The sequence below is a fragment of the Paenibacillus sp. 2RAB27 genome (assembly GCF_052115445.1).
GTDB lineage: Bacteria > Bacillota > Bacilli > Paenibacillales > NBRC-103111 > Paenibacillus_E.
This window is the reverse complement of sequence record NZ_JBFRGR010000014.1, coordinates 145,570-158,985: the sequence shown is the minus strand read 5'-3', so window position 1 is coordinate 158,985 and position 13,416 is coordinate 145,570. Positions and strand designations below refer to the sequence as shown.

General features: G+C 43.5%; 12 protein-coding genes. 11 read left to right on the top strand and 1 reads right to left on the bottom strand.

What is annotated here, in order from left to right; genetic code table 11:
• Positions 1-68: 68 nt before the first annotated feature.
• Together ispG and AB4114_RS19805 are read left to right on the top strand one after the other, a co-directional pair.
• Positions 69-1,169 (top strand): flavodoxin-dependent (E)-4-hydroxy-3-methylbut-2-enyl-diphosphate synthase, encoded by a 1,101-nt coding sequence (ispG, locus tag AB4114_RS19810; RefSeq protein WP_056610296.1) that lies wholly within the window; start codon positions 69-71, stop codon positions 1,167-1,169.
• Between the two features lie 216 nt (positions 1,170-1,385).
• Positions 1,386-2,189, top strand: a complete 804-nt coding sequence (locus AB4114_RS19805; RefSeq protein WP_441990012.1) for a divergent polysaccharide deacetylase family protein — start codon at positions 1,386-1,388, stop codon at positions 2,187-2,189.
• 1 nt (position 2,190) lies between these two features.
• Here AB4114_RS19805 and AB4114_RS19800 read toward each other — a convergent pair whose 3' ends face one another.
• Positions 2,191-2,871, bottom strand: coding sequence for an N-acetylmuramoyl-L-alanine amidase family protein (locus AB4114_RS19800; protein ID WP_441990011.1), 681 nt, complete (start codon positions 2,869-2,871; stop codon positions 2,191-2,193).
• Between the two features lie 194 nt (positions 2,872-3,065).
• Here AB4114_RS19800 and lonB point away from each other — a divergent pair, with 194 nt between their 5' ends.
• The 9 genes from lonB (at position 3,066) to AB4114_RS19755 (ending at position 13,408) form a co-directional block, all read left to right on the top strand.
• Positions 3,066-4,784 (top strand): ATP-dependent protease LonB, encoded by a 1,719-nt coding sequence (gene lonB, locus AB4114_RS19795; protein ID WP_171630414.1) that lies wholly within the window; start codon positions 3,066-3,068, stop codon positions 4,782-4,784.
• Between the two features lie 251 nt (positions 4,785-5,035).
• Positions 5,036-7,387, top strand: a complete 2,352-nt coding sequence (lon, locus tag AB4114_RS19790; RefSeq protein WP_441990010.1) for an endopeptidase La — start codon at positions 5,036-5,038, stop codon at positions 7,385-7,387.
• 17 nt (positions 7,388-7,404) lie between these two features.
• Entirely contained in the window at positions 7,405-8,055 is a 651-nt protein-coding gene (gene yihA, locus AB4114_RS19785) for a ribosome biogenesis GTP-binding protein YihA/YsxC (RefSeq protein WP_171630412.1), read from the top strand.
• Positions 8,056-8,298: 243 nt separating this feature from the next.
• Complete coding sequence (locus AB4114_RS19780) at positions 8,299-8,886, top strand: hypothetical protein (RefSeq protein WP_056610308.1); 588 nt, start codon at positions 8,299-8,301, stop codon at positions 8,884-8,886.
• A 307-nt stretch (positions 8,887-9,193) separates the two neighbouring features.
• A complete protein-coding gene (gene speD, locus AB4114_RS19775; protein WP_056610310.1) occupies positions 9,194-9,601 on the top strand; it encodes an adenosylmethionine decarboxylase in 408 nt (135 codons plus the stop codon).
• Between the two features lie 116 nt (positions 9,602-9,717).
• On the top strand, positions 9,718-10,254 hold the full coding sequence (locus AB4114_RS19770) for an S-adenosylmethionine decarboxylase (protein ID WP_441990009.1): 537 nt from the start codon (positions 9,718-9,720) through the stop codon (positions 10,252-10,254).
• Between the two features lie 153 nt (positions 10,255-10,407).
• Positions 10,408-11,811 carry a glutamyl-tRNA reductase gene (hemA, locus tag AB4114_RS19765; RefSeq protein WP_441990008.1) on the top strand — a complete coding sequence of 468 codons (1,404 nt, stop codon included), beginning with the start codon at positions 10,408-10,410 and terminating at the stop codon, positions 11,809-11,811.
• A 32-nt stretch (positions 11,812-11,843) separates the two neighbouring features.
• Positions 11,844-12,674 (top strand): cytochrome C assembly family protein, encoded by an 831-nt coding sequence (locus AB4114_RS19760; protein ID WP_171630409.1) that lies wholly within the window; start codon positions 11,844-11,846, stop codon positions 12,672-12,674.
• On the top strand, positions 12,665-13,408 hold the full coding sequence (locus AB4114_RS19755) for a precorrin-2 dehydrogenase/sirohydrochlorin ferrochelatase family protein (RefSeq protein ID WP_441990007.1): 744 nt from the start codon (positions 12,665-12,667) through the stop codon (positions 13,406-13,408). Before AB4114_RS19760 ends, AB4114_RS19755 begins: the two co-directional genes overlap by 10 nt.
• Positions 13,409-13,416: the final 8 nt, after the last annotated feature.

Here is a 13,416-nt window from a genome sequence, read left to right as displayed (position 1 = left end):
TCCAATCCGATTTCCAATTCTGGGAATTGGAGCGGAGGATGTTTGGTGTCATGGGGAGAGAAACCAAAATGTTCCATAGACGAGATACCAGAGCCGTTCGGGTAGGTGATTTAACGATCGGTGGCAGTAACGAAGTAATCATGCAAAGCATGTGTACTACCAAAACCGCTGATGTCAAAGCGACAGTTGCAGAAATTCTTCGCTTAGAAGAAGCAGGTTGTCAGCTTGTGCGTGTGACGGTCAACAATAAGGAAGCTGCTGAAGCTATCAAGGAAATTAAGAAACAAATTCATATTCCGTTGGTCTCTGATATTCACTTCGATCATCGTTTGGCTCTTGCAGCGATTGAGAACGGCATTGACAAAGTTCGCATTAATCCAGGTAATATCGGTCGCCGTGAGAAGGTTGAGGCGGTTGTGAAGGCATGTAAAGAGCGTGGCATCCCGATTCGTATCGGCGTTAATGCGGGCTCCCTTGAGAATCATCTTCTTGAAAAGTACGGCTATCCAACGCCTGAAGCGATGGTAGAAAGCGCCTTGTTCCATATCAACATTTTGGAAGAACTCGATTTTCATGATATCATCGTATCCTTGAAGGCTTCTGATGTTCCTATGGCCATTGCGGCGTATTCTCAGGCTGCGAAGGCGTTTAATTATCCGCTCCATCTTGGTATTACAGAGGCAGGGACTCTCTTTACAGGTGCTGTGAAAAGCGCCGCGGGGATTGGAACTTTGCTTAATATGGGGATCGGTAACACACTTCGTATTTCTTTAAGTGCTGACCCTGTTGAAGAAATTAAAGTTGCCAGAGAACTGCTTAAGACATTTGGTTTAATTACGAACGCCGCAACGTTGGTTTCTTGTCCGACTTGTGGTCGTCTGGATATTGACTTATTCTCGATCGCTAATGAAGTTGAAGATTATATTGCTAAGATCAAAGTGCCGATTAAGGTTTCTGTATTGGGTTGTGCCGTGAACGGGCCTGGTGAAGCGAGAGAAGCGGATATTGGTATTGCGGGGGCTCGTGGGGAAGGTATGCTGTTCCGTTACGGAGAAATGATTCGTAAGGTGCCTGAGGCTGAACTGCTTGCTGAATTGAAAAAAGAAATTGATATTATTGTGGCTTCCTACGAACAGACTGGGGTCATTCCTGGGCGCAAGCAGCACTAAGTAGACAATAGAACAAAATAACAACCGTTAAAGAACTCAACGATGAGTCTTTAACGGTTTTTTTGTACGCCCACGTCTAAGCGCATATTTGCCAAGGAAGTGAAGCATAATGAGTAAAACTGGAAAGCATGCTCAATTGTACGAAGACTTTCTGAAACAATAGCTAATGCTTATGATGCCAGTTTTTCTGATGGAAACTTTAAGGAGGAGAAGAGGATGAAGACATTTCCAACGTTTGCAATATGTCGACAGGTAGCGCTTACTCTAATCACAGGTGCTGTAATAATTGCGAATCCAGGTTTCACACAGGCAGAGCCCAATTTAATACCGCAACAGCCAACCGGAGCGATTACGAAGAAAGTAGCCATCGTTATTGACGACTTTGGCAATAACATGGAAGGAACAGCGGAAATGCTGAAGCTGCCCATCCCATTTACAGTGGCTGTAATGCCCTTCTTGCCCTCAACGAAGCAGGATGCACAGTTAGCCCATGACAGAGGACTAGAGGTCATTCTACACCTTCCAATGGAACCTGTAAGAGGGAAGAAGAGCTGGCTGGGTCCAGGCGCAATTACAACTGACTTGTCCAGCGAAGAAATTCATAAAAGAATCGTTGCGGCGATCGACGATGTTCCTTATGCCATAGGTATTAATAATCATATGGGTTCCAAAGCGACCGCGGACGAAAGAATCATGAAGATCCTTATCGAGATTTGCAAAGAACGAAATCTAATCTTACTGGACAGTCGGACCACGCCAAAGAGCTTGATTGGTAAAATTGCAGATTCACGTGGCGTGCCGCATGCGGATAATCAGTTATTTTTTGATGATCTGTATACGTACACTCATATTAATAAGCAAATGGTTAAGCTTAGAAAATTAATACATGACAAGGATGAAGTGATTGCTATTGGCCATGTAGGGCCTCCTGGGAAGAAGACCGCTCATGTCATCAATGAAGCTATTCCAAGTATTCAAAAAGAAGCAACCTTTGTTCCTATTTCACAAATGGTTAAATAGACTATTTTGGATGTGTCATGGTGAAATATTGTTCGACAGCAAGTGTAATGGCTTTGGCAAGCTTGGCTTGATGATGACTGTCATTAAGGAGCTTCCGATCCGATTTATTAGATAAAAATCCAAGTTCAACAATGACGGAAGGGCATTTAGTGTACTTAAGTACATGATACTTTTTACCAAGAACAGGAAGCTCTTCCGTCCCATAAACTTGATTCAAAGAATCTTGTAAGAGGCTTGCTAACAGAATGCTGTCAGATTGATTTTGATAAATGACGAGCGGTCCGCGTGTGTTCGATTTTTTGGACCAATTGATATGCAAACTAAGCATCATCCTCGGTTTAATGGTATTGGCTAGGCCAGAACGCTGAGTGAGATCTTTGCGATGTCTGCTTCCGTATGACCATGTATTGTCATCACTCAATGCATAGTCCTCGGTACGGTTTATAATGACGCGATACCCTCTTTTAACAAGTGACTTATATGTTTTCTTGGCGATAGCTAGATTCATATCTTTTTCTTCATATTTGCCAACCATGGTCCCGCTGTCGATTCCACCATGTCCTACGTCGAGAATGATGTCTGCGGTAGGAAGAAGGGGATCAGAACGAGAAGCCGAAGCTAACTGTGAATTAGGCACGCAAAGAAATAGCGCAAGTAGAATAATCAACAAGTATTTCTTCAAATCCCGCCACATCCTTTTACAAGAATAACTACCCTTATCCTTCTTCTCCGAGGGGGCTATCATACGTGATGCAAAAGTTTGCATGGATTGGATTAACCTTCTTTTACACGGGAATAATGGAAAATAGCAAAGGAAGCTAGGCTAGACATACAACGTACCTAATCGAAGATGACGTGTTTAAGGAGGTTCAACACATGAGTTTAAGTATCATTCTAATGGTCATTCAAGTGTTTTTTGCAGTTGTAATCGGGTTGTATTTCTGGAATTTACTGCGAAATCAACAGACGAACAAGTCTGCAGTGGATAGAGAGTCTAGGAAAGAACTGGAGAAATTGCGCAAGTTGAGATCCATTTCGCTAACCAAACCTTTGTCTGAGAAAACGAGGCCTTCTTCTGTGCAGGATATTGTTGGACAAATCGAAGGGTTGAAGGCACTGAAAGCGGCACTATGCGGCCCGAATCCTCAGCATGTGCTTATTTATGGCCCTCCCGGCGTTGGAAAAACGGCTGCAGCACGCGTCATATTAGAAGAAGCGAAGAAAAATCAAGAGTCTCCATTTCGACCTGACTCCAAGTTTACAGAAATAGATGCTACAACGGCCCGTTTTGACGAGCGTGGTATAGCTGATCCGTTGATTGGATCTGTACATGATCCCATCTATCAAGGAGCAGGTGCGATGGGTGTTGCTGGAATACCGCAACCGAAACCAGGTGCTGTAACGAAGGCGCACGGGGGAATTTTGTTCATTGACGAAATTGGTGAATTGCACGCGACGCAAATGAACAAATTATTAAAGGTGCTTGAAGATCGTAAAGTGTTCTTAGAGAGTGCCTATTACAGCTCTGAGGATGCGAATATTCCAGGTTATATTCATGATATATTTCAAAATGGGCTACCAGCAGATTTTCGTTTGGTTGGGGCAACGACTCGCACACCGAGTGAAATTCCTCCTGCCATCCGTTCACGCTGTTTGGAAATTTTCTTCCGGCCACTTTTGCCAGGTGAGGTCGGCGAAATTGCAAGAAAAGCGCTTGATAAAATTGGTTTTAAAAAATGTGAAGATGCCATTGAAGTTGTAACGAAATATGCAACGAATGGCCGCGAGGCAGTCAATGTGATTCAATTAGCCGCGGGGATTGCCCTAACCGATAAGCGGGATTCGATCACAGCAGCTGATATTGAATGGGTCGTGAATTCTTCACAAATCCCACCTAGACCTGAGCGCAAAGTACCTGCTCAGCCGCAAATAGGCTTCGTAAATGGCTTAGCTGTTTATGGTCCTAATTTGGGCACTTTATTGGAAATTGAAGTAACAGCGATTCCAATTGCGGTTGCAGGTACAGGGAAATTCAATATTACAGGTGTTGTTGATGAAGAGGAAATGGGCGGAGGCTCTCGAACCATTCGTCGAAAAAGCATGGCAAGAGGCTCTGTGGAAAATGTGTTAACTGTTCTTCGCAAGCTAGGTTTTAATACGTCGGATTATGATTTGCATATCAATTTCCCTGGCGGGGTGCCGATTGATGGACCATCCGCAGGTATTTCGATGGCTACAGCGATCGCCTCAGCCATACATAAAATACCTGTAGATAACAAATTAGCCATGACAGGAGAAATGAGCATACATGGGAAAGTGAAGCCTGTTGGCGGTGTTGTGGCCAAAGTAGAGGCGGCATTCCAAGCAGGTGCTACCCGTGTTATTATTCCAAAAGAAAATTGGCAAGCTTTGTTTGTTGATTTACCTGGTGTTGAAGTTGTCGCGGCAGAGACAATTGAGGAAGTGCTAGCTGCAGCACTCGGCATTGAGCTTCATGATAATGTGATTCCTTTACCTTTCTCTATGGAAAGAACGATTCCAGCAACAACTTTACCCATTCTACATGCCAATTCACAGCATACAATTGACTCTTAAAGGGAGGCTTTTCGCTACCTTACATGGCGCGTCAGCCCTCAATTGGTGTTTTGTTTAGAGTTTTGTTAAAATGTAAAGGGCAATGTAGGTAGAAAATCCCACATCGATAAAATAAACGACTACGCTGTCCTCTGGACAGAGCGTTTATCCAAAAATAAAGCCATTTATCATGTGAAACCTATTATTACTTATATTTCAAGGTGAGACTTTGAACGAAGGTTCAAGGATCCCTATTATTGGAGGTGCAGAGGATGGGGCCTGGAAAAATGAAGGTGCGCAGATTGCCGTTATTGCCACTTAGGGGACTGCTAGTCTATCCGAGCATGGTTCTACACCTGGATGTAGGGCGAGAAAAATCGGTGAAAGCACTCGAGCGGGCGATGGTGGATGACAGCATGATTCTCCTCTGCTCTCAATCAGAGATCAACATAGAAGAACCAACGAAAGAGGATATTTATCGCATCGGTACCATCGCGAAAGTGCGGCAAATGCTCAAATTACCGAATGGTACCATTCGCGTTCTAGTAGAAGGTGTTTTACGTGCTGAAATCGTAGAGTACTTGACGAATGACGAGTATTACGAGGTAACCGTAAAAGAATTGCCGGAGCAAGAAATTTCAGATCCTGAGATTGATGCCTTGATGAGAAGTGTATTAAGTCAATTCGAGCATTACATCAATCTTTCAAAGAAAGTAACGCCTGAGACGCTAGCCGCGGTATCTGATATTGATGAGCCTGGCCGTTTAGCAGACGTGATTTGTAGTCATTTATCGCTCAAAATCAAAGATAAACAAGATATTCTCGAGACCGTTGACGTTCGTGAACGGCTCGAGAAAATGCTTAATATTTTGAATAATGAGCGGGAAGTGCTTGAACTCGAACGCAAAATCAGTCAGCGTGTCAAGAAGCAAATGGAGAAAACACAGAAGGAATACTACCTTCGTGAGCAGATGAAGGCAATTCAGAAAGAGCTTGGGGATAAAGAAGGTCGTGCTGGCGAAGTTGATGAGTTACGTAGCCAGTTAGCTGAGGCAGAGCTTCCGGAAAAGGTCCGCGAGAAAGTTGAGAAAGAGATCGATAGGTTGGAGAAAATGCCTGCAACTTCTGCAGAAGGCGGCATCATTCGCAATTATATCGATTGGTTATTAGGTCTTCCTTGGGCCAAACAAACCGATGACGATTTGGACTTAGATAAAGCAGAAGAAATATTGAATGAGGATCATTTTGGTCTCGAGAAGCCGAAAGAGCGGGTCCTAGAGTACTTAGCCGTGCAGAAGCTAGTCAAGAAACTCAAAGGTCCGATTCTTTGTTTAGTTGGCCCTCCAGGGGTTGGTAAAACTTCGATTGCCCGTTCAATTGCTAGATCGATGGGAAGACAGTTCATCCGCATTTCGCTAGGCGGCGTGAGAGATGAAGCTGAAATTCGCGGTCATCGTCGTACGTATGTTGGCGCTATGCCAGGTCGAATTATTCAAGGTATGAAGAATGCAGGCGCGAATAATCCCGTTTTCTTATTAGATGAAATTGACAAGATGGCGATGGATTTCCGCGGAGATCCTGCTTCAGCCTTGCTTGAAGTATTGGATCCTGAACAAAATAGCACTTTTAGCGATCATTTCATTGAAGTACCTTTTGATTTATCCAACGTGATGTTTGTGACTACGGCGAATGCTGTGCATAATATTCCTCGTCCTCTGTTAGATCGGATGGAGGTTCTATATATTCCAGGGTATACGGAGATTGAGAAGCTCCAAATTGCCAAGAAATATTTACTTCCTAAGCAGAAACGTGATCACGGTCTTGAAGAAGAGCAACTTGTCGTGGATGAGGCCGCTTTGATGAAGATCGTGCGCGAATATACACGAGAAGCAGGCGTGCGTAATCTAGAGCAGCAGGTTGCAGGTATGAATCGTAAAGCAGCTAAGAAGATCGTAGCTGACCCTGAGACACCTGTTCATGTAACGGTAGAAAACTTAAGTGACTATTTAGGTCCTGTTAAGTTTAAATATAATGTTGCAGAAGAGAAGGATCAGATCGGCGCTGTTACTGGTCTAGCTTGGACGGAGGTTGGGGGAGATACACTCGTTATTGAGGTATCTGTGCTGCCTGGTACTGGCAAGTTGACCTTAACGGGCAAACTTGGTGATGTCATGAAGGAATCCGCGCAAGCAGCTTTCAGTTACACGCGTTCGCGAGCTGATGTCCTCGGCATTGCCCCAGATTTCCATGAGAAGAATGATGTACACATTCATATTCCTGAAGGTGCTATTCCGAAGGATGGTCCATCAGCGGGTATAACAATGGCTACCGCATTAATCTCTGCACTGACGAACATTCCGGTTTCACGCTTAGTGGCGATGACTGGAGAGGTCACGCTTCGCGGCCGCGTACTTCCCATCGGGGGCTTGAAGGAAAAGGCACTAGCTGCACATCGTGCGGGTATACGTACAATTCTTTTACCTCAAGACAACGAGAAAGACATTATCGAAATTCCAGAAAGTGTCCGTACAGAGATGACGTTTATCCCTGTCAGCCACATGGATCAAGTGCTGGAACATGCGCTTATCAAAAATAAGCCGACGGTTAACGTCGGATCGACTTAGAAAGTAGTTGAACATTCATGAAAGTCAATCAAGCTGAATTTATCATCAGCGCGGTTGGACCTAGCCAATATCCAGAGGATGCCTTGCCAGAGATAGCGCTGGCAGGGCGTTCTAATGTCGGGAAATCGTCACTCATTAACTGTTTGATTTCTCGGAAAAACTTAGCTAGAACCAGTTCTCAACCGGGCAAGACGCAAACTCTTAACTATTATAAAATTAATCAGGACTTATATTTCGTTGATCTCCCCGGCTATGGCTACGCAAAGGTATCCAAAACCAAGCGTGAGCAATGGGGCAAATTCATTGAAAGCTATTTATTGAATCGTGAGCCATTGCGTCTTGTGATGCAGTTAGTCGATCTGAGACATCCGCCTTCCAAAGATGATCAGGCGATGTACGAATGGCTTCGTCACATGGATGTACCTGTTCTTGTTGTTGCAACCAAAGCGGACAAGATTCCTAAGAGCAGATGGCCGAAACATTTGAAGATTGTACGTGAAACACTAGGGATGGATAAAGGAGTTCAGCCACTGATGTTCTCTTCCGAGCTAGGGCTTGGCAAAGATGAACTGTGGGGAATTCTAGAGCAAGCGATTGCTTATGGCGAGCCGGATCCTCAAACCGAAGAAGTACTAACTAGCGCTGTAATCGATCCGCAACCGTCCTAATCGCAGGGCGGTTTTTTGCGTATTGTTAAGGATAACGTTCAAAGATAGAGGAAATCAAAAAGAAGTATACGGGAAAGCGAGGTATTCTGGGGGAAATTTGATGGCATTCCAGTTTATCAAGCATTTTTCAGAATATTTGGCTGATTATCATGATTTGCCGGCAGGAATATTCGTGACTCTTGTAGTATAATAATAAGCAAGGTAATAGTTAATGGCTTGAAAACAAAGAATCGAGGGATTTTTATGGCACAAAGGTTAGCGACTGAATATGTCAAAACCTGCCTCCAGTTAACAGAAGCCGATATGTTGAAGTTTTTTCAAATGTTTGTGGACCATCAAGTGACACTGCAAGTCAAAGTTTTGGAAAACGGGAATCAAGAAGTTGTTTTTCAAGATGGCGAAGGTCAAGAAATCGTCCTTTCATTTGAAAAGAAATCGGGCCTATATGAATGCACAGGATCCTGCAGATTAAGTAATACCTTATTAGCTAATTTAATGCGTAAAGCAGTATCGGAATTCAAAGGCAGCGCTAAAGTCAATCGGATTTACCCAAGCTACACGATGGTTTATTATTATGAACGCGGAACCGTGGTGAAGATCGAGGAAATCAAAGGTCAACTATTGACAATTGTCTATGAGCACAAAGATACCATTGGCCTCATGCAGATGATGTTCCAGAAGAGAGAAGTTGAGCAAGAGATCGAAATGATTTACGATCAAATCAATCACCTTCTTGATATGCGTAACATGCTGCAGGCTAGGGATGAACACCAACAGATCGACATTCGCCTCAATGAGCTTACACATCGTTTGTTCGTTTTGGAGGCATAATCACCCATACATGCTATATTTATGGAGACCCATTTTTGGGTCTCTCTTTGTTTTCAGGCACATGCAAAGGCATTACGACATAATTTAGATATGGCGTCGGTGTGACAGTTAGCCTTTAACAAAAAAAACTATTGCATTTATCGTCGATAGATGTTATTTTTATTCTCGTTGAAACAATATAGGAACCAGGATTCACTCAGGACATTGAATGTTGCGAGAGATTATACCCTCGGGAAGTGAATGACGTAGGTCCTAGCGGATGAAATTTTTTTCACACATTTTATTCCTAGGAAGGGGGAACCGAAAGATGGAAACAGAATACTCAACTTTCGGAAGACACGTTGCTGTTGATACTTGGGGGGTAGATTTTGAACTTCTGAACAATGCAGAATGGCTGCAAGCTCAGATGGTTGAAGCTGCCGAGGTATGTGGAGCAACTGTTTTATCTGTACAATCCAAGCAATTCGAACCACAAGGAGCAACAGTTCTTGTCATGTTGTCCGAGAGTCATCTCTCCATTCATACTTATCCTGAGAGAGGTTTTGCCGCACTTGATTGTTATACATGCGGTGAGACAGTCGACCCTCAATTAGCAATCGACTTTATGGTATCCGTACTAAAACCAGAAACATTCTATGCGAAGAAACTTGTTCGCGGAATGGGTGAACTACAAGTAGAAACTCCTGAAATAAAGCAAGCAGAGCTTGTTAAATAAAATTCTGCAAAAGATAACGGTAACCACGGAGAAATCCGTGGTTATTTGTTTGTTCAGACACCCATACAATGATATTGGCGATACATGTCCAGTTCACTTGAGGTGGGGGAAGAAGCTTGAAGCATAAAATCATTAGGAAATTGGTGGTGTATGTCGTTGTTCTCTTTCTAATCATTTGGCCCATCTATCAACTCGCGCAAATGTTAGGTCATCAAAAGGAAGATCACGATGCCACACATTTACTGTTCCAAGTATCCTTATTTCAAATGGAAATATTGAAGAGTAGTCTAGAAGAAGCCTCACAAAGTAAAAGTACGAATGAGCTCGATCCAGTGAGACGAGCACTGTACTCAGCGGAATACACGCATGAGCGATTGATTTTGGCAGCTGGGGGAAAAGAGGAGTTAAGCTCTCTTAGCTTCATGAACCAACTAAGCCAGTACATACAGAGGTTGCAGCTCGGTGGCGTGAGAGCTCTGAAAGCGGATGAGACATTAACGTTGAAGGAAGCCCAAAGGCAATTTGGGAAGATGTATGAGGTCTATGAGAAAATGATGGCTTCGAATGGCGATATCATTTCATCGCAGAATACCGAGTTATCGAAACTAGATCGCGAAATGACTTCCTTTTTAAGAAAAAAAGGGCTGCAATAAGGGATTCTGCATGTATGAGGTATAGAGGAGCACGGAGCTGTTAAAACTAACGATCAGTACCAAAGCATTCATAATTTATTCAAATATTTTGTCGGAATGTCTGAAATGCTGTGCTATAATGATTCTAAATAGACGGAAAGGCAGGTGGTAACAATGCATATTATCGCAGTTGGTTTGAATTATCGGACAGCCCCGGTAGAAATTCGTGAGAAGTTTGCGTTCTCAGATCAAGATCTACCGAAGGCAATCGCGGAATTGAAAGAGACGAAAAGCATCTTGGAATGTGTCATTGTTGCCACTTGCAATCGCACCGAAATTTATGCTGTCGTGGATCGTCCTCAGCTGTGCAGTCATTACTTGACGCATTTTCTTGAGCGTTGGTTTCATGTGACGAAGGATCAGTTCCAGAAGCATTTATATACGTATGAGAATGAGAAATCAATTGAGCATTTATTCCGTGTCACAACGGGGCTTGATTCGATGGTCATCGGGGAAACTCAGATTCTCGGTCAAGTAAGGGATGCTTTTTTAGCGTCTCAACAATTGAAAGCAACAGGTTCCTATTTCAATACGCTGTTCAAACAAGCGATAACACTTGCGAAGAAAGCACACTCAGAGACGGGCATTAGTAATAATCCAGTCTCAATTAGCTATGCTGCTGTAGAACTCGGTAAGCGAATTTTCGGAAGCTATGTGAACAAGACCATTATGATTATTGGTGCTGGCAAGATGAGTGAGCTGACGGTGAAGCATCTGTATGCAAATGGTGCGAACAAGGTTATCGTTGTGAATCGCACATTGGAAAGAGCTATGGATTTAGCAGGCAAATTTAGCGGTGTGGCTTGCACACTAGAGGAAATGCCGAAATATTTACCAGAGGTTGATATTATCATTAGCTCGACTGGAGCGCCTGGATACGTTCTGACGAAGAAGGATATTCAAACTTATGTGCAAAAAAGAAAATCACGTCCGCTGTTCATGATGGATATCGCGGTTCCGCGGGATTTAGATCCTGAGATTAGCGGCTTGCCTAATGTGTTCCTCTACGATATTGATGATTTGGAGCATATTGTGGATAAGCATTTGCAGGAGAGAAAGAAAGAAGCGGCTAAGATTGAGATCATGATTACGACCGAAATCTCTGCTTTTGACCAATGGACGAAGACACTTGGCGTCAGCCCTCTGATTAGTGCTTTGCAAACGAAAGCGAATCAGATTCACGAAGAAACCATGGAGAACATGCTGAATAAGTTGACTGATTTGGATGAGCGTGAAATTAAGGTGATTCGCAAATTAACGAAGAGTATTGTGAATCAAGTGTTGCGTGATCCGATCCTACGGATCAAAGAAATGGCGGGAGAGCGCCATGGCGATGATGCTCTCGAAATTTTCACCAAGCTTTTCGCATTAGAAGATACGCTTAAACAACAAGAACAGGCAGATCAAATAGCACAAGAGCTAGAGTCAGGTTTTAACAAAGTGGAAAGTAAACAAACGCCCAATGAGAAGCTGTCCGTTCGTAGTTTGCAAAACGCGGATATTCTAGCCCCATCTTGATTAAAAGGCGCTAACCGCCTAGGAGAGGTGCCATGGTTACACGTAGCTGGTTGTTTGATGCGATGATTTATATGTATGCCCTGAGCCTACTGTTTTACTTTTCGGATTTCGCCAATGCGAGCCGAAGCGCGAAACGGATGGGGACGGGGCTGCTTTTGTTTGTATGGGTTTTGCAAACCGCTTACTTGGCTATCAGTCTATATGGTCATTTGACGGAATGGGCTTTCGTTCGATCTGACGTACTCTTTATGTTTTCGTGGCTGATTGTAACGATTTCATTGATTATCAACCGTTTTTTCCGAATTGAATTGTTCGTTTTTTTTGTAAATGTACTTGGCTTTGCAATTCTTGCACTGAATATATTTGGAAATCCGCATGTCGTGCCGATCAAATCCGATTGGGACATCAATGATGAGCTATTATTCATTCATATTTCGTTAGCGATTGGCAGCTATGCCGCTTTTTCAATTGCCGCAATTTTTTCAGGGATGTACATATTTTTACATGCAAGGTTGAAAAGCAAAAATTTCTCTCAGGCTGTCATGAGACTGCCATCTCTTGAGAAAATTGAGCATTATACCTATTTGTCGGTCATTATCGGGGGGCCGTTGCTTCTAATGGCTTTAAGTCTTGGTGTGGTGTGGGTTGTGCTTGAAGGAAATCGCAATCTTCTCTATGATCCCAAAGTAATCAATTCATTCTTCGTATTGGCAGCCTATGCTTTTTACTTATTTCAACATAAATCCATGCAGATTTCGGGGAATAAGCTAGCTGTTTGGAACTTGGCAGCTTTCTGTATCGTCGTGTTGAATTTCGTTGTTTCGAACCTTGTATCGGATTTTCATGGGTGGATATGGAGCTAAATGGTTGGCAGCATCCTTTTCCCATAATGATGAATTTAGCAAGACGCCGGTGCTTGATTGTTGGCGGGGGTCCGATAGCAGAACGGAAATTGCGATCATTGCTTGCAGCTGGAGCCGAGGTGACGCTTGTCAGTCTAGCGTTTACGGCTGGAATTCTAGAAATGGAGCATCGATCTGATGTGATCATGAAGAGACAGCCCTATGATGCAGCGATATGGTCAGCCCATGGCGAGGCGCGATTCGCATTAGTCATTGCGGCGACGAACGATTCACAAGTCAATAGACAGATCGCCCAGGATGCGAATGCGCATGATTTACTTGTCAATATTGTAGATAAACCTGAACTAAGCTCGTTTATCCTGCCTTCCGTTGTTCGTCGTGGCAAGTTGGTCATTACGGTCTCCACAGGTGGAGCTAGTCCATCAGCAGCGCGTAAAATTGCCAAAGAGATCGACAAAACCTATGGCGATGAGTATGAGATCTATTTGGATTTTCTCAGTGAAACTCGCTTATTCATCCAAGAACGCGTGAAGGATAAAAAAGCAAGGCAGGGCCTATTTAAAGACATGCTGGCATGGGACCTCATGCCTTTGATCCGTGAAGGAAAGTTTGAAGACTGGAAAGAGAAGTTCAACTTAGCCTTACATGGCGAAGCTTGGATGCAATCGCAAGAGCAGGTAGAGATGGAACTGCCTTCTTGGTCTTTCAACGATGAGATTAGGCAACACGTATAGGAGGCGGA

Bases quoted from the DNA above. Each gene is read 5' to 3' on its own strand.
- ispG (WP_056610296.1), top strand. From the start codon at position 69: ATGTTCCATAGACGAGATACCAGAGCCGTTCGGGTAGGTGATTTAACG.
- AB4114_RS19805 (WP_441990012.1), top strand. From the start codon at position 1,386: ATGAAGACATTTCCAACGTTTGCAATATGTCGACAGGTAGCGCTTACT.
- lonB (WP_171630414.1), top strand. From the start codon at position 3,066: ATGAGTTTAAGTATCATTCTAATGGTCATTCAAGTGTTTTTTGCAGTT.
- lon (WP_441990010.1), top strand. From the start codon at position 5,036: ATGGGGCCTGGAAAAATGAAGGTGCGCAGATTGCCGTTATTGCCACTT.
- yihA (WP_171630412.1), top strand. From the start codon at position 7,405: ATGAAAGTCAATCAAGCTGAATTTATCATCAGCGCGGTTGGACCTAGC.
- AB4114_RS19780 (WP_056610308.1), top strand. From the start codon at position 8,299: ATGGCACAAAGGTTAGCGACTGAATATGTCAAAACCTGCCTCCAGTTA.
- speD (WP_056610310.1), top strand. From the start codon at position 9,194: ATGGAAACAGAATACTCAACTTTCGGAAGACACGTTGCTGTTGATACT.
- hemA (WP_441990008.1), top strand. From the start codon at position 10,408: ATGCATATTATCGCAGTTGGTTTGAATTATCGGACAGCCCCGGTAGAA.
- AB4114_RS19760 (WP_171630409.1), top strand. From the start codon at position 11,844: ATGGTTACACGTAGCTGGTTGTTTGATGCGATGATTTATATGTATGCC.
- AB4114_RS19755 (WP_441990007.1), top strand. From the start codon at position 12,665: ATGGAGCTAAATGGTTGGCAGCATCCTTTTCCCATAATGATGAATTTA.